Source organism: Rhizobium sp. RHZ01 (assembly GCF_014851595.1).
GTDB lineage: Bacteria > Pseudomonadota > Alphaproteobacteria > Rhizobiales > Rhizobiaceae > Rhizobium > Rhizobium altiplani.
Genome location: NZ_JACUZZ010000018.1, coordinates 101,692 through 120,145 on the forward strand (window position 1 = coordinate 101,692; position 18,454 = coordinate 120,145).

At 60.5% G+C, this 18,454-nt stretch carries 14 protein-coding genes; 9 read left to right on the forward strand and 5 right to left on the reverse strand.

Annotation, left to right across the window (positions count from 1 at the left end; translation table 11 throughout):
* The first annotated feature begins 1 nt into the window (after position 1).
* Positions 2 to 1,246 carry an RNA polymerase sigma factor gene (locus IB248_RS19195; protein WP_113471048.1) on the forward strand — a complete coding sequence of 415 codons (1,245 nt, stop codon included), beginning with the start codon at positions 2 to 4 and terminating at the stop codon, positions 1,244 to 1,246.
* Here the strand turns inward: IB248_RS19195 and IB248_RS19200 are convergent.
* The gene (locus IB248_RS19200) at positions 1,214 to 2,176 is read right to left on the reverse strand and encodes a lysylphosphatidylglycerol synthase domain-containing protein (RefSeq protein WP_169681126.1); all 963 of its coding nucleotides are present in this window, start codon (positions 2,174 to 2,176) and stop codon (positions 1,214 to 1,216) included. The genes IB248_RS19195 and IB248_RS19200 overlap by 33 nt on opposite strands.
* 69 nt (positions 2,177 to 2,245) lie before the next feature.
* Here IB248_RS19200 and IB248_RS19205 point away from each other — a divergent pair, with 69 nt between their 5' ends.
* Together IB248_RS19205 and IB248_RS19210 are read left to right on the forward strand one after the other, a co-directional pair.
* Complete coding sequence (locus IB248_RS19205) at positions 2,246 to 3,262, forward strand: glycosyltransferase family 2 protein (RefSeq protein ID WP_026371814.1); 1,017 nt, start codon at positions 2,246 to 2,248, stop codon at positions 3,260 to 3,262.
* Complete coding sequence (locus IB248_RS19210) at positions 3,255 to 4,751, forward strand: glycosyltransferase family 39 protein (protein ID WP_192241532.1); 1,497 nt, start codon at positions 3,255 to 3,257, stop codon at positions 4,749 to 4,751. Before IB248_RS19205 ends, IB248_RS19210 begins: the two co-directional genes overlap by 8 nt.
* Positions 4,752 to 4,823: 72 nt before the next feature.
* Here the strand turns inward: IB248_RS19210 and IB248_RS19215 are convergent, their stop codons facing one another.
* On the reverse strand, positions 4,824 to 5,768 hold the full coding sequence (locus IB248_RS19215) for a diacylglycerol kinase family protein (RefSeq protein WP_113471044.1): 945 nt from the start codon (positions 5,766 to 5,768) through the stop codon (positions 4,824 to 4,826).
* 316 nt (positions 5,769 to 6,084) lie between these two features.
* Between IB248_RS19215 and IB248_RS19220 the strand changes: the two genes are divergently transcribed.
* Positions 6,085 to 7,305, forward strand: a complete 1,221-nt coding sequence (locus tag IB248_RS19220) for an MFS transporter (protein ID WP_192241533.1) — start codon at positions 6,085 to 6,087, stop codon at positions 7,303 to 7,305.
* A 318-nt stretch (positions 7,306 to 7,623) separates the two neighbouring features.
* Positions 7,624 to 9,000, forward strand: coding sequence for a magnesium transporter (gene mgtE, locus IB248_RS19225; RefSeq protein ID WP_192241534.1), 1,377 nt, complete (start codon positions 7,624 to 7,626; stop codon positions 8,998 to 9,000).
* Positions 9,001 to 9,030: 30 nt separating this feature from the next.
* Here the strand turns inward: mgtE and IB248_RS19230 are convergent, their stop codons facing one another.
* Positions 9,031 to 9,504, reverse strand: a complete 474-nt coding sequence (locus IB248_RS19230; RefSeq protein ID WP_018857467.1) for an Lrp/AsnC family transcriptional regulator — start codon at positions 9,502 to 9,504, stop codon at positions 9,031 to 9,033.
* 146 nt (positions 9,505 to 9,650) lie between these two features.
* Between IB248_RS19230 and IB248_RS19235 the strand changes: the two genes are divergently transcribed.
* Positions 9,651 to 10,556 carry a DMT family transporter gene (locus IB248_RS19235; protein WP_192241535.1) on the forward strand — a complete coding sequence of 302 codons (906 nt, stop codon included), beginning with the start codon at positions 9,651 to 9,653 and terminating at the stop codon, positions 10,554 to 10,556.
* A gap of 58 nt (positions 10,557 to 10,614) precedes the next feature.
* Here IB248_RS19235 and IB248_RS19240 read toward each other — a convergent pair whose 3' ends face one another.
* On the reverse strand, positions 10,615 to 11,136 hold the full coding sequence (locus IB248_RS19240; RefSeq protein ID WP_192241536.1) for a GNAT family N-acetyltransferase: 522 nt from the start codon (positions 11,134 to 11,136) through the stop codon (positions 10,615 to 10,617).
* Positions 11,137 to 11,145: 9 nt separating this feature from the next.
* On the reverse strand, positions 11,146 to 12,810 hold the full coding sequence (locus tag IB248_RS19245; protein ID WP_192241537.1) for an electron transfer flavoprotein-ubiquinone oxidoreductase: 1,665 nt from the start codon (positions 12,808 to 12,810) through the stop codon (positions 11,146 to 11,148).
* Positions 12,811 to 13,054: 244 nt separating this feature from the next.
* Here IB248_RS19245 and IB248_RS19250 point away from each other — a divergent pair, with 244 nt between their 5' ends.
* The 3 genes from IB248_RS19250 (at position 13,055) to IB248_RS19260 (ending at position 18,450) form a co-directional block, all read left to right on the forward strand.
* The gene (locus IB248_RS19250) at positions 13,055 to 13,843 is read left to right on the forward strand and encodes an SDR family oxidoreductase (protein WP_018857471.1); all 789 of its coding nucleotides are present in this window, start codon (positions 13,055 to 13,057) and stop codon (positions 13,841 to 13,843) included.
* A gap of 210 nt (positions 13,844 to 14,053) precedes the next feature.
* Positions 14,054 to 15,337: an efflux RND transporter periplasmic adaptor subunit gene (locus IB248_RS19255; RefSeq protein WP_018857472.1), complete on the forward strand. Its 1,284-nt coding sequence runs from the start codon at positions 14,054 to 14,056 to the stop codon at positions 15,335 to 15,337.
* Positions 15,334 to 18,450: an efflux RND transporter permease subunit gene (locus IB248_RS19260; RefSeq protein ID WP_018857473.1), complete on the forward strand. Its 3,117-nt coding sequence runs from the start codon at positions 15,334 to 15,336 to the stop codon at positions 18,448 to 18,450. The genes IB248_RS19255 and IB248_RS19260 overlap by 4 nt, the downstream gene beginning before the upstream one ends.
* Positions 18,451 to 18,454 lie beyond the last annotated feature (4 nt).

Below are 18,454 nucleotides of genomic sequence, written 5' to 3' on the forward strand. Positions count from 1 at the left end.
CTTGGAACGTCTGATCGAGGATATCTACCGATCGCAGTCTCGCCGGGTGCTTGCGACACTCATCCGTCTCCTTGGAGACTTCGACAGGGCCGAAGAAGCCCTGCACGACGCGTTTGCAGCCGCCGCGCGGACGTGGCCCCGCGATGGTGTTCCGGCAAACCCGTTCGGCTGGCTCGTTTCCGCCGGGCGATTTCGCGCGATCGACCACATCAGGCGCCGGTCGCGTTTCGATATGTCGGCGAAGGACATCGAGGAAAGTCTATACGGGTCTTTCGATGAAACGGAGATTGGCGACGTGGACCTGATCCAAGACGACATGCTCCGGTTGATCTTCACCTGCTGTCATCCGATCATACCCGCCGACGCGCAAATGGCGATGGCGCTTAGAGAGATATGCGGACTTACGACTGAAGAGATCGCCCATGCATTTCTAGTCCCCGCCCCAACTGTGGCACAGCGCATCGTACGCGCGAAGAACAAGATCCGCACAGCGAAGATTCCCTACGAGGTCCCTGAGCGCGACGAATTGCCGGAGCGGCTCGACCGGGTGCTGCATGTGATCTATCTGGTCTTCAACGAGGGATACTCCGCTTCGTCCGGCGAGGAGGTCGTCCGAGCGGATCTCACTTCGGAGGCCATCCGCCTGACACGGCTGCTCGCGCGCCTTCTGCCGCACCCCGATGTCTCGGGGCTGCTTGCACTCCTACTCCTTCAGGATTCGCGTCGCGCCGCCAGGCGGAGTTCGCAGGGAGGTCTCATTCTCCTGGCCGATCAGGATCGCGGGCTTTGGGACCGTGAAAAGATTCGCGAAGGTCTCGGGCGCCTCGACGGCGCCCTGCGGAATGGCGAGGTCGGTATCTACACGCTGCAGGCGGCCATCGCTGCGGAGCACGCGCGAGCCGAGACGCCTGAGAGTACGGATTGGCGCCGCATCGTCAGCTTCTATGATCTCCTGCTGTCGGCCCAGTGGTCGCCGATTGCCGAACTCAACAGGGCCGTCGCCGTGGCGATGGTGGAGGGAGCAGAAAGAGGTTTGCAGCTCGTTGACGCCATCCTGCAGGCAGGAGAATTGGAGAGCTATCATCTTGCGCATTCGGCCCGTGCCGATTTTCTGAGGCAATTGGGACAGAAGGCCGAGGCGATTGCAGCCTACGAGACAGCCTTGAGGCTGTGTCAACAGGCGCCAGAGCAGACATTCCTGAGAGAACGGATTTCAGAGCTTACGGCTGCGGCCGAGCGGCAGTGATATCGCAGTGCCCGTCAGTGCCGAGACGATGATCAGCAAATGCGCATTGATGCTTGCCTGCGCCAAGGCAGCAAGGGCCGTCTTCTCGCTGGATGCGCCTAGGGCAACGGCGCCGGCAGTGATCCCGGCCGGATAAGTGCCGACGCCACCCGGCGCGTGCACCGGAAGCACAGAGGAGAGCTCGCCGCCAAGCGCCCCGCCGAAACTTGCGGCCATCGGCAATACGCCCATCAGGTTGAGGGCCCAGGCGAGCACCAGAACCTTGACGAGCCAGTTGATGACGGTCATCGCCCAGGCGCGCGTGAAAGCGGCGGCATCGACCGGAAGTCCCCTCTCAACCTCAACCACCAGCTTCTGCGCTTTTACCGGCAGCATCGTGCCGGCAAGCCGCAACAGCGGTCGCCTCAGAGCAAAAGCGACTACCGGAAGTGACAGGAAGGACACCCAGACGATCCATGCAACGATGTTGTGTGGTGACGCGATCGCGAAGCCTATGCCGGCGGCAGCCAGCAAGGCGTGCAGATCAAGCAGGCGCATGACGAACAGCGCCGACGTGCCGCGCGCAAGCGGAATACCGAACTCGGTGCGCATCAACACCGGAAAGCTTGTCTCCCCCGTTCGAAACGGCAGCATGATATTCAGGAGATTGTGAATCTGCGTGACGCGAAAAAGCACCTTGAAGCGGCCCGCAGTTTCTCTCGGAAAATAATCGTAGATGCGCCAGGTCCTGAGAAAGTAGGTGCTGGTCAGAAGTGCGAGAGCGGCGATAATCGGGATAGCACCGACCTCGGCCCATTGTCCGAGAATGACCGGCCAGCCCCAAAACCACTGGATGAAAAGCGCGTAAGTCGCCACGATCACAATCGTCAGCAGCGTCATCCGATTGCGGATAAACCAGGATTGTCGGCTGGCAACAACCGGAAACTTCATATAGTAGGCTTTCCTGACTATCGCGGCGAATGCCGCTTTTGGCCGTGCGCCTTGTAGGAGAATTCAAACGTGCAGACAACAGTAGACCCACGTCAAGGCCTCGTGGAAGCGATGCGGCCGGTCGAATTGTCGCTCGTTGTGCCTGTCTTCAACGAGGAAGAGAGCGTCGGCCCGCTTGTCGATCGCATCTGCTTGGCCATGGCCGGCTACTCCGATCGCTGGGAGCTTATCCTGATCGACGATGGCAGCACCGATGCCACGCTGGTAAATGCGCGCAAGCACATCGGCCGCGAGGGCCTTACGCTGAGGATCGTCGAACTGCAGCGCAATTTCGGCCAGACGGCCGCGATGCAGGCAGGCATCGACGCCGCGACCGGCCGGTTGATCGCCACAATGGATGGCGATCTGCAGAACGACCCGAAAGATATTCCGTCCATGGTCGCCGAACTGGAGCGGCGTGAGCTCGATCTTTTGGTTGGCTGGCGCAGGAACCGCCAAGACGGTCTCCTGCTACGCAAGATTCCCTCATGGTGTGCCAATTACTTGATCGGGCGCATTACCGGCGTGAAGCTGCACGACTATGGCTGCAGCCTGAAGATCTACCGCGCCTCGATCATCAAGCAGGTGAAGCTGATGGGCGAAATGCACCGCTTCATCCCCGCCTGGGTCGCCGGCGTCGTGCCAAGCTCGCGCATCGGCGAAATGGTCGTGACCCACCATGCCCGCCAGCACGGACAGTCCAAGTATGGCATCTCGCGTACTTTTCGCGTGATCCTCGACCTGCTTTCCGTCATGTTCTTCATGCGCTACAAGGCACGGCCAGGCCATTTCTTCGGCTCACTGGGCCTCGGACTGGGTGGGATCTCCGCTCTGGTGATGCTCTATCTGTTCGTCGACAAGTTCGTCTTGGGCAACGACATCGGCACCCGCCCGATGCTGATGGTCGGCATCGTTTTCATGCTGTCCTCCGTGCAGTTGATCACGACCGGCATTCTTGCCGAGATGATTGCCCGTACCTATTATCGCGACGACACCTCGCCGAACTACATCGTCCGCCAGGTCTTCGACGGAAGTGAGAATGCGTAATCTGCTGGCTCGCAAGCCGGACGCGGTTGTCCTGCTGCTGGCGGCATATTTTGTCGTCAGCTTTGTCGTTCGCCTCCTCGTGCCAAACGGCCTGCGGGTCGATGAGTCCCAGCAGGCGTTCTTCTCGCAATGGCTTGTGGCCGGCTACGACACCCAGCCGCCGCTCTACAACTGGCTGCAGGCGATGGTGGTGTCCGGCTTCGGATTGTCGATCGCAACGATTGCCGCAACCAAGAACCTGGTGCTGTTTCTCCTTTTCCTGAGCTACTACAAGCTGGCCAAACTGGTGCTCGATGATCGCCTGTTTGCTGCCATCGCGACGCTTTCGCTGTTCACGATTCCACAGGTTTTCTGGCAGGCACAAAGGGACCTGACCCATACAGTCGCCCAGATGCTGATGATAAACCTCTTCATCTACAGCATCATCAAAACGCTGAAGGCCCCATCCCTGTTCTCCTACGCGGCAATCGGCGTCACGCTGGGACTGGGCATGCTGTCGAAGTACAACTTCACTCTCGTCGTGTTTGCAGCGCTCATTGCAGTGTTTCTGCATCCGGAGGGACAGAAGCGCCTGTTCGACTGTCGCTTCTTGCTTTCACTGGCTATCGCGGTCCTCATCTTCGCGCCGCACGGCCTTTGGCTCCTTAACAATATCGGCCTGGCCGCAACCCGCACGCTGAATACCATGGCGCAGGAAGCGCCGACCAGCGTACTCGCGAAACTGATCAAGGGGCCGACCGAGTTCTTCGGTCAGGTGCTCGTGATCATGGCGCCTCTTGTTGCGGTTTATGCAATCGTTTTCGGCGAGAAGTTCCTCCGCAGTCTGCGACCGACGACCATCTGGGCTCACTTTTTCGACACGATATTTCTGGCGATTGGCGTGCAGGTTCTCGTGCTGGTTTTCGCCATTGGCATAACATCCATGCGCGACCGATGGGTGCTGCCCCTCCTGTTCCTGATGCCGATTGCGTTTTGCCTGAAGATACAGGCCCGAGGCATTCAACCGCAGGATTCTGCGCGGCGCTTCTTTATCGCACCTCTCGCGGTCATGATCATCGTCCCGTCGCTGAGTCTGGTTCTCGCGCACGCGCCGTCACTCTTCGGCCGACCTGAGGCCTACAACGCGCCTTACGAGGAGTTTGCCGGCAAGATCATTGCTGAGGAAGGCAAGCGTCCTGGGCTGGTGCTCACCGACAGCTGGCCGGCGTCGGGAAATATGCATATGCAGTTGCCTGATGTTCCAACGATGTCCACGTTCTTCGGCAATCTGGCTATCGATTACGATTGGACCGCGGAGAAGCCGATCCTGGTGGTTTGGCTTCCCTCCAAGGATCGAACGGCGCTACCGCCGGTGCTGGTTAACTGGATTGAACAGAACCTCGGCCCGCAATACTCCGCAGTGGCGACCAAGTACACAAGCATCGGTTACATCAGCGGGCGACCGGAGGATCAACGGCTCTTCGGCTACGCCTGGATATATCCGCGCTAGCTCCGGCGTCCCCCTCAGCTCGTCCGACCGATCCAGAGCGATTTCTGGGATGCGCGCCACCAGCAGGAGCTGCTAGGGAGCGACTTCGCGCCGCTCCGCTTCGTCAACTTGCGCTGCAAGTCCTTGCTGGACCAATACCTTGAGTTCGCCTGGATGCAATTTCAATGCAACGTCTCGCTCCAGGGGACGCAGCTCGCCATCCATCACGCAATTCGCCTTTGACGGCAGCTTTGGAAAGTGCAGATGCACTTCTGCCGGATGCATGATCATCACGTCCGCATTCTCCCTCACCTTGCCTCGCAAGAGATCGATCGCCAGACGCGCGACGCCGAGCGGCTTTAGTGGATTGGCGGTATAGAAGCCTAGTTCGCCACCTGTGAGGCTGTCTGCATAAAGCAAGGCATTCTGGCCGAAAGGGTTGTTTGAAACCGAGACCGCGGAGACCCGGCGCCTCTCATAAACTCCCCCCGCTTCGAACTCGACCTCGAATTCGGGTGGGTTCAACACGACACCAAATGCGGCCCGCGCGCTTGCCCCCATCTTTCCAAGACGCGAGCGGTACGAGTAGGAATTTCGATAGCGCACCATGCGCGCATGCAGCCCGGCCGAGAATTGGTGAATGAACGGCCTGCCGTTGGCGCTGGCAATATCGACACGATCGACTTCGCCAAAGGCGAGTGTTTCAAGCGCTTGCCAGATATCGAGTGGAACGCGCAAGGAACGGGCGAAAAGGTTCATTGTACCGGCCGGCACAACGCCAAGTGCGACGCCGTTTCTCCAGGCTATGGACGCTGCCGCCGATATCGTCCCGTCGCCACCGCCGGCGACGATGCCATCGATGTTTCCCCAGCGGGCCGCCCGCTCCATCGCGGGTACAATCTCCTTGCCGGAAAAGACGATTGCATCGAAATCGTGACCCGCTTCCCTGAAGATCGCCTCGGCCCGCCTTTCATAGGCTTCCATGTCGGTGGTCCTGAACGTTCCACCATCTCGATTGAAAAAGCCAACTAGTTTCATCAGGCTCCCGTTGATCCATCCCGACAGGCAAAGTCTGTTGGCGCTGCAAAGCAGATGGTTCCCGTAGCGGCAATTTCAAGCTGAAGCGCGTCTCACGGCCGCCGCGAGCGGCGACAGAGCCCCCAAATTTGCAAGGGACGTATGCAAATCGGGGGACGCTGCACTGCAGAAAACGCACTCGACCTGCAGCAATCTATCGTTGATAGATGGGATATTGGAGCATCGTCTTCATCTCCCTTCATCTCCGGCCTACCGGTCACCGGCGCATCTTGCGTCCCGTCCCGTATGTCACCTATCGAATGCCAAGGAGTGCCTCTTGAGCCAGGTCGCCGTAAACGATTCCATAGATACGATGGCGGCAGAAGAGGCCCCGTCTCCGGCGGCAATTGCGCTCGTACAACTGGCGCTTGCCTGCGGCGGCTTCGGGATAGGCACCGGCGAATTCGCTATCATGGGTCTTTTGCCTAAGGTCGCCGACACCTTCTCGGTGACGACGCCGCAGGCCGGCTACGTGATCAGCGCCTATGCGCTCGGCGTCGTTATCGGTGCTCCAATCATCGCGGTTCTCGCCGCAAAGATGGCGCGCCGCTCGCTGCTTCTCCTCGTCATGGGCATCTTTGCCGTCGGCAACCTGTTGAGCGCGATGGCACCGACCTTCGAGAGCTTCACGTTGATGCGCTTCATCACGGGGTTGCCGCATGGCGCCTACTTCGGCGTTGCCGCGATCGTCGCGGCATCCATGGTGCCGATGCACAAGCGCGCTCGCGCCGTCGGCCGCGTGATGCTCGGGTTGACGGTTGCGACCCTCCTGGGAACCCCGCTCGCCACCGTTTTCGGGCAGTCTCTCAACTGGCGGCTTGCCTTTACGATCGTTGGAATTATCGGCCTGCTGACGGTCGCCCTGATCTGGTACTACGTGCCACGCGACCGAGTTGCCGAGGGCGCAAGCTTCAAGCGCGAACTCGGCGCCTTCAAGCGTCCGCAGGTCCTGTTGACGCTCGCCACGGCATCCGTCGGCTTCGGTGGAATGTTCGCCATGTTCAGCTACATCGCGCCAACCACGACCGAGGTTGCAATGCTGCCGGAAAGTATGGTGGCCGTGATGCTGATCATCTTCGGCATCGGCATGAACGTCGGCAATGTCGTCGGCTCCTGGTTTGCCGACAAATCGCTGATGGGAACGATCGGCGGTTGCCTTGTGTTCAACATCGTCGTGCTGACACTGTTCTCCCTCACGGCTGCCAATCCGTTCATGCTGGCGCTTTGCGTATTCTGCATCGGTTGCGGCTTTGCTGCCGGTCCCGCTGTCCAGACCCGATTGATGGATGTCGGGGCGGACGCGCAGACGCTTGCTGCGGCATCTCACCACTCGGCATTCAATATTGCGAATGCGCTGGGCGCCTGGCTCGGCGGCCTGGTTATCGCACAGGGCTATGGCTTCGCCGCCACCGGCTATGTCGGCGCCATCCTGTCGTTTATCGGCATCTTTGTGTTCGTGGCATCTCTAAACCTCGATCGCCGTGGCCGGAGCGCCTGACGCGGCCGCCCCGGCGTCAACGCATAGTCGACAGCGGCCGCAAATTCGAAAGAACGCTGCTCGAACGATATGCCGCGCCGGAAGGTGCGGCATTCTGGCATCAAGCACCTCAAGCGCTTGACTTTTTTGCCAATTGAGACCACCTAGAGCCTTACGCGGATCACCTCCATTTTCCGCGGATATCAACGGAGCCATCATCACGATGCCAAGCGACAGTAGCAGTCGATTGCCTTTGCCGTACGCGGCCCTCGTGCGCTGACCTGACTCCGTCGGGCTCGCCCGTCGGACGCTACGGCGGATCGACGGAAAGGCGAGCCTATGAACATCAATCGCTTCCCACTGCGGGCGGGCCATGCCGCTCGTTTCTTCAGCAGCGACCACCTCGGCCCGATCACCACGGCCGAGCGCGTCGAACAGCTGAACACACTTGAAATATCCGAAGCCGCAGCAATCCTGGTTACGCTGCCGCAGCAAAAGGCTGTGCGAATTCTCGGACGTCCCGAGTTGCATCACGCCGCCGCGATCCTTGCAGACATGCTGGTCGAGCATGCCGCACGGCTGCTGAACGCCGTGGCAAACGACCGTGTCGCCGACCTCTTTCAGGAAATGAACGAGGAGGTTCGTGCACACCTCTTCTCGCGGCTGGACCGCACGACCTGTCTCGCCGTCCAGCACCTGATGGGGTATCCGCCCCGCACGGCCGGCAGCATCATGACGACCGAATTCGTCAGCGTGCCCGACACCTGGACTGTCGAACAGACGCTGGAGCACGTGCGCAAAGTCGAGCGTTCGCGCGAGACGGTCTATGCGATCTACGTTCTCGATGCGGTCAGCCGCGCGCTGACGAGCGTCGTCACACTCCGCCGCCTCATCACCGGCGAGCCCGGCGACTCGGTCCTGACCGTTGCGCAGAAGGAAGGGGTTGTGCGTGCCGATCCGCTGATGACGCAGGAAGATGTCGCCCGGCTGATCCGCAAGCATAATCTGCTCGCCCTGCCCGTCGTCAGCGAGGACGGCCACATGCTCGGCATCGTCACGGTCGACGACGTCATCGACACGATGATCGCCGACCAGACCGAAGACGCCCAGAAATTCGGTGGTATGGAAGCCCTCGGCAAGCCCTACACCAAGATCAGCTTTGCCGGCATGATCCACAAGCGTGCTGGTTGGCTGTGCGCCCTCTTCCTCGGCGAAATGCTGACGGCAAGCGCCATGCAGCATTTCGAAGGCGAGCTTGAGAAGGCGATCGTGCTGACGCTGTTCGTGCCGCTGATCATGAGCTCTGGCGGCAACAGCGGGTCGCAGGCGACATCGCTGATTATCCGGGCGCTGGCGCTCGGCGAGCTCAAGCTCTCCGACTGGTGGCGCGTGCTGATGCGCGAGCTGCCGACGGGTATCGTGCTCGGCACGATCCTGGGATTGGTCGGTTTCGCCCGCATCGTGCTCTGGCAAAAAATCGGGCTCTATGACTACGGCGAGCACTGGGTCCTGGTCGGCGTCACGATCTTTACCGCACTGATCGGCATTGTCACGTTTGGTTCGCTGGCGGGCTCCATGCTGCCGTTCATCCTGCAGAGGCTGCGGCTTGATCCGGCAAGCGCCTCCGCCCCGTTGGTCGCCACGCTCGTCGATGTGAGCGGGCTGGTGATCTACTTCTCGGTCGCGCTGCTGATCCTCAGTGGCACGCTGCTCTAAGCAAGAAAACGGGGCCGATTTGCCCCGTTTCTATTTCAGTTCCGGGAGCTTCAGCGCTCCGTGGGTTTTCATGCTGCGAATGGCAAAGTTCGAGCGGATATCGCTGACATTCGGCAGGGTCAGCAGCGTGTCCGTCAGCAGCCGCTCATAGGCTGCGAGATCCTCGACCACCACCTCCGCAAGAAAGTCGGCCGTTCCCGATATTAGAAAACACGACACCACCTCGGGAATGGCGAGCAATGCCGCCTCCTGCGCCTGCGCGTTCTCGCGGCTGTGATGGGCGACCTTGAGCTCGACGAAAACCGTCAGGCCGAGACCGACTTCCTTGCGGTCGATATCGGCGCGGTAGCCGCGGATTACGCCGGTCTTTTCCAGATTGCGGATACGCCGCAGACAGGGGGACGGCGACAAATTGACCTTTTCGGCAATCTCCACGTTGGTCGCCCGGGCATCCTCCTGGAGGCATTCCAATATCGCCAGATCGAATTTATCAAGATTTGGCATGTTCGATAAAATCCTTTGGCGTGATTGGCAGATAATTGCTCATACCAGTATTTTGGCAGCATAGATAGCAAGGACATGCCTCGCCGTTTCCGCTTATTCTTCTCTCAACCGGACAGCAATCCGGACGATCACGAGAGGAGAGATCGATGAGCGCCGTTACCTTCACGAACAATGAAAAGTCCACGTCGACATCTGTCGGATATGCCGGCGCCGTCGTCACCGTCCTCATTTGGGCAGCGTGGATCCTGGCGACGCGTCACAGCGCGGCGACGCAGCTTGGCACGATCGATATCGGCCTGATCCGCTACGGTATTCCGATACTTGTTCTGGCGCCCGTCTGGCTGAAGACTGGATTGCTGCCGAAAGGCGTGCCGCTCCGCCTGCTTGCCACGATGGTCGCGGGCGCTGGCGCCGTTTTCTTCCAGCTGACCACGTCGGCCATTCACTCGACCCCGGCATCCGCCGCCGGTATTCTGCTCGGAGGGTCCATGCCGCTTGCCACTGCGCTGATCGGCGTCATCGTCTTCCGGGAACGACCGGACTTCATGCGCGTGCTCGGTCTTGCCGCGATCGTCGGCGGCGTTGCCATCCTACTGGTCCGCAGTCTCGCCGGTGCGGCACTACCCTGGACCAGCTTTGTTCTGCTACCGATGGGAGCGATCCTATGGGCAAGCTACACGCATGCCTTTCGCCGCTCCGGCCTGACGGCTCTGCAGGCCAGCGCGCTCATCGCCATCTGGTCATTTCTCATCCACATCGGTCTGGCTGTCGCCTTCGGTACGTCGATTGCCAGCGCACCACTTGGTGAGGTCGGCTTGCAGGTACTGAGCCAAGGCGTGCTGTCCGGCCTTGCCGCCACGGTCGCCTACGGCCTTGCGGTTCATGCGCTGGGCGGCACCCAGGCAGCTGCCTTCACGGCAATCACGCCGGTGCTGGCAACGATCGGCGGCGGCCTATTGCTTGGGGAGGAAATCGGCATCGCCGAGATCGCCGCCGCTGTTATCACCGGGCTCGGCGTAGCACTCTCGACCGGCATCGCCTCACGCCGATAGCAACTCCGCAGTTCGGGCCGGCGGCCAATCCGCCGGCTCACTCTATTGTTCCATGCCGCTATCGCTTCAGCGTAAGAACCATCGCAACCCGTCGTTCCGGATCCATCCCAACCGCGATTTCGTGATCCAGCTTTTTCTTCAGGAAATGCGGAACGGCTTCGACACTCGGCAGCACAAAGCCGAGGGAGGCGTAGAAGGGCGCGTTGAACGGAACGTAGCGATCCGTTGTCAGCGTCAGTGCCGATAGCCGACGCTGCTGCGCCATCTCGATTGCAGCCGACATCAGACGCCGCCCGACACCCCTGCGCTGCCAATCCGAGCAAACATCCAGTTCGATCACATAGAGCGTGCCTTCGATTTCCTCGACCGCGAGAAAGCCGACCGGACAGTCGCCGTCATCGGCGGCAACGAGCAGCAGGCCCGCATCGAGCGACCCCCGCAACAAATCGTGTGGCAGCGCGTGCGCTTCCCTGATAACGCCGAGCGCCTCCGCCAGCGTCGCGAAGGCATCGAGCTCGATCTCAGTCAGACGCGGCAGCTCATCGAGACGCGCCTGCCGTATGGCGCAGGCGTTGCTCATGACTGCTTCTTACATATTCGGATAGACCGGTCCCTCGCCGCCCTGCGGCGGCACCCAGTTGATGTTCTGGTTGGGGTCCTTGATGTCGCAGGTCTTGCAGTGGACGCAGTTCTGGGCGTTGATGACAAAGGTCTCTTGCCCATCCTTCTCCACCCATTCGTAAACGCCGGCCGGACAGTAGCGCGTCGAAGGACCGGCATAGATGTCGTGCTCGGACGACTTCTGCAGCGCCATGTCCTTCACCTGCAGATGCACCGGCTGGTCTTCCTCGTGGTTGGTGTTCGACAGGAACACCGAGGACAGACGGTCGAAGGTGAGAACGCCGTCGGGCTTCGGGTAGGCGATCGGCTTGTGCTTGGCGGCCGGCTCCAGCGAGGCCGCATCCGTCTTGCCATGCCTGAGCGTACCGAAGATCGAAAGGCCGAAGAGCTGGTTCGTCCACATGTCGAAACCGCCGAGCGCCACGCCGATTGCCGTGCCGAACTTCGACCACAGCGGCTTGACGTTTCGCACCCTCTTCAGGTCCTTACCGATGTCGCTTGAGCGCCAGTCGTTCTCGATCTCGACCACCTCGTCATTGGCGCGACCGGCTGCAATCGCCGCGGCAATCCGGTCCGCTGCCATCATGCCCGACAGCACCGCGTTGTGGCTGCCCTTGATGCGCGGCACGTTGACGAAGCCCGCCGAACAGCCAATCAGCGCGCCGCCGGGGAAGGATAACTTCGGTACAGACTGATAGCCGCCCTCGGTGATCGCACGCGCACCATAGGACAGCCGTTTGCCGCCCTCGAAGGTCGTGCGGATCGCCGGATGCGTCTTGAAGCGCTGGAACTCCTCGAAGGGATACAGGTAAGGGTTCTTGTAGTTCAGGTGGACGACGAAGCCGACGGCAACGAGATTGTCTTCGAGGTGGTAAAGGAAGGAGCCGCCGCCGGTCTTCATGCCGAGCGGCCAGCCGAACGAGTGCTGCACGAGACCTCGGCTGTGGTGCTCGGGCTTCACCTGCCAGAGTTCCTTGATGCCGATACCGAACTTTTGCGGCTGGCGATCCCTCGACAGATCGAACTTGGCGATCAACTGCTTGGCAAGCGAACCGCGGACCCCCTCGCCGATCAGCACATACTTGCCTGTTAGCGCCATGCCGCGGGTGTAGTTCGGGCCGGGCTCGCCGTTCTTCTCGATGCCCATGTCGCCGGTGGCCACGCCAATGACGGCCCCCTCGTCGTTGTAGAGCACCTCGGTCGCGGCAAAACCCGGATAGATCTCGACGCCGAGTTCTTCCGCCTTTGTGGCGAGCCAGCGACAAACGTTGCCAAGCGAAACGATGTAGTTGCCGTGGTTGCTCATCAGCGGCGGCATCATGAAATTCGGCAGGCGCACCGAGCCTGCCGGGCCGAGCACCAGGAAGTGGTCGTCCGTCACTTCGGTCTTGAACGGATGATCAGCCTCATCGCGCCAGCCAGGCAGCAGACGGTCGATGCCGATGGGATCGACGACGGCACCTGACAGGATGTGCGCGCCGACCTCAGCCCCCTTCTCGAGCACGACGACCGACAGTTCCGGGTTAATCTGTTTCAGACGGATCGCAGCCGACAACCCCGCAGGACCGCCACCGACGATCACAACGTCAAATTCCATGCTTTCGCGCTCGGGCAGTTCAGTCGTATCGGTCATGCATCATCTCCGCTCGGCCGACATCGCGGCCACATTCCCCGTGATGGGGTTATCTCTTGGCAAAACAGAGCTCTATTGTCGAGCCGGGAAACGACAGCGAATCCCCCAATTCGCGCAACAGCATTTCTAGCGCCAGATAAATATATGCAGCTTACGTAAACGTCAAATCATAAACAGTGCCAGACGCCGCTTTCGTCTCCCGTCGGCGCGCCGTATAGAAAGACGGACAAATGGAGAAATTGACATGGATCTGGGCATCAAGGGCAAGCGCGCACTCGTTCTGGCATCGTCGCGCGGATTGGGGCATGGCATCGCCGTGGCTTTGGCACGTGAGGGCGCGAACGTTCTTCTCTGCGGCCGCAGCGGCGAGACGCTGGAGGCAAACTGCCGCGCCATCAACGCCGAAGGAAATGGCAAGGCGGATTGGATCTGGGCCGATCTCTCGGACGAGAATTTCGTCGAGACCGTGACCGCCGCCGTGCATGAAAAGCTTGGTGGCATCGATATCCTGGTCAACAATACCGGCGGCCCCACGCCAGGAACGACGCAGGACATGACGCCCGAGAAACTGGAGACCTATTTCTTCTCCATGGTGCTGCGGGTGATCGCGCTCACCAACGCATTGTTGCCATCCATGAAGGAACAAGGCTGGGGGCGCATTCTCACTGTCGCGTCGTCGGGCGTCATCGAACCGATCACCAACCTCGCTCTTTCGAACACGCTGCGCCCCGCCCTCGCCGGTTGGAGCAAGACGCTGGCAACGGAGATCGGACGCTTTGGGGTCACGTCAAACCTTCTGCTTCCCGGGAGCATTCTGACCGGCCGCACCGACGAGGTAGATGGGGCGGCCGCCAAGCGCACCGGCAAGAGCCTCGATGAAATCCGCTCTGCTAAGGAGGCCGCAATCCCCGTCGGTCGCTATGGGACGGTCGAAGAGTTCGCTGCAACCGCCGCCTTTCTTTGCAGCCAGCCCGCGAGCTACATCACGGGCAGTCTTGTACGCTGCGACGGCGGAGCGGCGCGATCCGTCTGATTGAAAAGGGGAAATTGGGAAAGTGTCGGCTACGGCGGATCGCCGATGCCCAACAAATGGTATTTCAGCTCATTCTTTCATTACAAAAATTTAAGCCATTATAACCACTTAGTGATGGTCGGTTCGGCAATTGTGTCTTTTTTGCGCCGTAATAGACGTGGTTCAATAGAGCCTTGATTTTCGCGCAACTCGCCCAAACCGGTCTCGCATATGAAGAAACTTTTGATCACGGCCTGCATTATAGCTGCTGCCAGCGTTGGCGCTTGGCAATACAGGGAACGAATCCCGTATCTTTCGCAATTTTTGCCCCACGCTCAGCCGCAGGCCGATGCCGCCGACGGCGGCCACCAAACGGCGGGCGATGCATCGCAGAAATCCGGTGATCAGAAGGGCGGCAGCAAGGGTCGCAACCGCAACGGCGGACCAACGCTGGTCAAGACTGTCGCAGCAGTGAAGACTGTTTTGCCCCGGGACGTCACAGCTTCGGGCTGGGCAGATGCGGACGACAACACCACGATCGCGGCCCAGGAACAGGGGATCGTTACGCAGATCCTTGCCTCGGACGGCGCCACCGTCAAACAGGGAGATCTGATCGCCAAGCTTGATGCCCGCACCGCACAGGCAACAGTCGACAAGGACAGCGCCATGGTGGTCCGCGACCAAGCCACCCTGTCGGAGTCCGAGACAGCGCTGGCACGCGCCAATGACCTTTTGAGCTCCAAGGCTGGCACACAGCAAAGCTACGATCAGGCAAAGGCGGCCCGCGATACGGCAGCCGCGACCGTAGAGGCCGATAAGGCCGCGCTTGCCGCCGATCAGGTCCTGCTTGAGCATACCGATATTCGCGCGCCCTTCGACGGACGCCTTGGCGATATCGCCGTGAGCCCAGGCGCCTTTGTGAACGCCGGCTCCGCGATCGTGACGATCGCAAAGTACGATCCGATCTACGTGAAATTCCACCTGCAGGAACGCGACCTCCGGCAGTTGAAGCTTGCACTTGCCGCAGGCCCGGTGGACGTCAGCACCGTTCCTCAATCCGACAAGGCCAAGCCACGTCAGGGCCATATCAGCTTTTACGACAACACCGTCGATCCTGCGTCCGGCACAATTCTCGCGAAGGCGAAGTTTGAGAACGCGTCCGGCGCTTTATGGCCCGGGCAATCGGTCAACATCGTTGTCCACTTCAACAACAATGAACAGCAGGTCGTGGTCCCGACCGTTGCTGTCAGTCCCGGCGCCGACGGCTTCTTCGCCATTGTCGCGCGCGACGGCAAGGCTCATGTGACACCCGTCACCGTGGCGCGCGCGAACGGTGGTTTCACCGCCGTCTCGCAAGGCCTGTCCGAGGGCGATCACGTCATCATCGAGGGACAGGCGCAGCTGGTCGACCAGCAGCCGGTCAAGGAACAGTTCGACGACAAGGCATTGAATGTCGCCTCGGTTGACCAAACCGCAGGCAAAACCGAAATCATCACAGCGGGCACGGAAGAATGATACCGAATTTCTGTATCCGACGTCCTGTTGCAACGACGCTGCTTGCCATCGGCGTCGTGCTTGCCGGCCTTGCCGGCTACCAACTCGTGCCGGTGGCAGCCCTGCCGCAGGTCGACTTCCCGACGATCAACGTCTCGGCCGCGCTGACCGGCGCCTCACCGCAGACGATGGCGACTTCGGTCTCCACGCCGCTGATCAAGCAGTTCCAGACCATTCCCGGCATCAGCGAAATCAGCGCGACGAACTCCCTCGGCAACACCAGCATCGTTCTGCAGTTCGATCTCAATCGCAACATCGATGCGGCAGCAGCCGATGTTCAGGCAGCGATCTCGCATGCCACGCGGCAATTGCCCGACAACATGACGACGCCGCCAAGCTATCGCAAGACGAACCCCGCCGATGCGCCGGTCATGCTGCTTGCCGTGCAAAGCGACACCATGCCCCGCAGCAAGCTCGACGAGATCGCCGAGGACATCATCTCGCCGTCCCTTTCAACACTTCCCGGCGTGGCTGAGGTTTCGGTATTCGGTGCGCAGACCTACGCGGTCCGGGTCGAGGTCGATCCCAACAAGCTTCTCAACCGCGGCATCGGTATCGATACCGTCAACCAGGCGCTGGTCGCTGCCAACAGCCAGGTTCCCGTCGGCTCCCTGCAGAACGACTCGCAAAGCATGACGATCAATGCGGACACTCAGCGGACCAATGCCGACGAGTTCCGTACGCTTGTCATTGCCAATCCCAACGGCGCACCGATCCACCTCGGCGACGTCGCCGACGTGCAGGACAGCGTTCAGAATCAGAATACCGGCAGCTGGTACGACGGCAACCGCAGCATCATTCTTGCCATTCAACGCCAGCCCGATGCCAATACCGTCGAGGTCGTCGACGCAATCAGGGCGAAGCTGCCGGGTCTGCACGCCGAAATCCCCGCCTCTGTTTCGACAAAGGTCATGAACGACTCTGCGCAGCCGATCAAGGACGCGATCACGGACGTGAAGTTTACGCTGCTCCTGACGATCGGCCTCGTCGTCCTGGTCATCTACCTCTTTACCGGTCACCTGACGGCGACGATCATTCCGGGCCTTGCCGTGCCGCTGTCGCTGATTACCACCTTCGGCATGATGTACGTGCTCGGATACAGCATCGACAACATCTCGCTGCTCGGACTGACGCTCGCAGTCGGCCTTGTCGTCGATGACGCGATCGTCATGCTGGAAAACATTCTCCGGCATGTCGAGGAAGGGATGCCGGTTCTCGATGCGGCGATCAAAGGCGCCGGCGAAGTCAGCTACACCATCATTTCCATGTCCGTGTCGCTGATTGCCGTCTTCATTCCGATCCTGTTGATGGGCGGCGTCGTCGGCCGCATCTTCAACGAGTTCGGCATGGTCGTTGCGATCGCGATCGTCGCCTCCGCGATTGTCTCGCTCACGGTGACGCCGATGCTGGCATCACGGCTCGGCAGTGGCCACGACCGCCCGCCCTTCTTCATCCGTTGGTTCGATGCCGGTTTCGAGCGGACACTCAGAGGATATGAAAAATCGGTCGGCTGGTGCCTGAAGCATCGTCCAGCCGTCCTCGCCCTGTTCGTGGCGTCGGTTGGCCTGACTGTCTATCTCTTCATGACGCTGCCATCCAGCTTCTTCCCCACCGAAGATATTGGACGCCTCAACATCTCGACGCGCGCACGCCAGGACATCTCCTATCCGGCGATGCAAGCGTTGCAGAACCAGGCAGCGGAACTCGTGAAGCAGAATCCCGCCGTCAATCACGTGATGTCGATTGTCGGCGGCAACGCACGCAGTCCGTTGAACAACGGCACGATGTTTGTCGAACTCAAGGACAAGGATCAGCGTCCACCGCTTGAGCAGACGTTACGGGAATTGCGGGCGAGCATCGGCAAGATTCCTGGGCTGCAGGCCTACATCACGCCGCAACAGAGCCTCCGCTTCGGCGGCCGTCAGACGGCGAGCCAATACCAGCTCGTCGTTCAGGCGCTGAGCGCCGATCAGACAAACGTCTGGGCAGACAAGATTCAGCAGGCCATGCGTTCCGATCCGCGTTTCACCGACGTCGCCTCAGATGCGCAGAACAATGCCCTGCAGGCCAATATCGTCGTCGACACGGAGAAGGCGGCAGCCTTCGGGATTACCGACGGACAGCTGCGGACGACCCTGCAGGAAGCCTTTGGCGGATACACCGCCGCCCAGATCCAGTCGACCGGCGACAGCTATGACGTGATCGTCGAGTACGATACGAGCAAGCCCTGGGACGACCAGAAGCTTCAGGAAATCCGCGTCGCTTCAAGCAACGGCGCCCTCGTTCCCTTGTCCAACTTCGCAAGGGTAGAACGCACGACGGGGCCGGTGACGATTAACCAGACCGGTCAGCTTGTCTCGACGACAGTCTCCTTCAACCTGCCGGCCGGCGAAGCGCTTGGCGATGCCACGGCGGCGATCGACCAGATCAAGAAAGACATCAACATGCCAGCGGACGTTTTCACGTCCTACGGTGGCACGGCGCAGATATTTGAGCAGTCCCAGGGCAACACGCCGCTGTTGATCCTGGCGGCAGTGCTGACGATCTACGTCGTGCTGGGTGTCCTCTACGAAAGCTTCATTCATCCGCTGACGATCCTTTCCGGCTTGCCGGCCGCGGCACTCGGTGCCCTGCTGGCGTTGAAAGTGATGGGCTTCGATCTTTCGATCATCGCGCTCATCGGCCTGCTGATGCTGATCGGTATCGTCAAGAAGAATGCGATCATGATGATCGACGTGGCGCTGGAGAACCTGCGCTCCGGCAACGGCATGTCGCCGTCGGAGGCGATTCATGAAGCCTGCGTTCGACGCTTCCGCCCGATCATGATGACGACCTTCTGCGCCCTCCTCGGCGCGCTTCCCATCGCTCTCGGGACCGGTGCAAGCTCGGAACTGCGCCAGCCGCTCGGCATTGCCGTCGTTGGCGGTCTCGTCGTGTCGCAAGCATTGACGCTTTTCATCACCCCGGTGATCTTCGTCGAAATGGGCAGGCTTAGCGATTGGCTCCTCAGCTTTGGACGGAAGAAGAAGACCGAGCACGATGAGGAGATACCTCAGGCATTGGCCGCCGAGTAGGGAA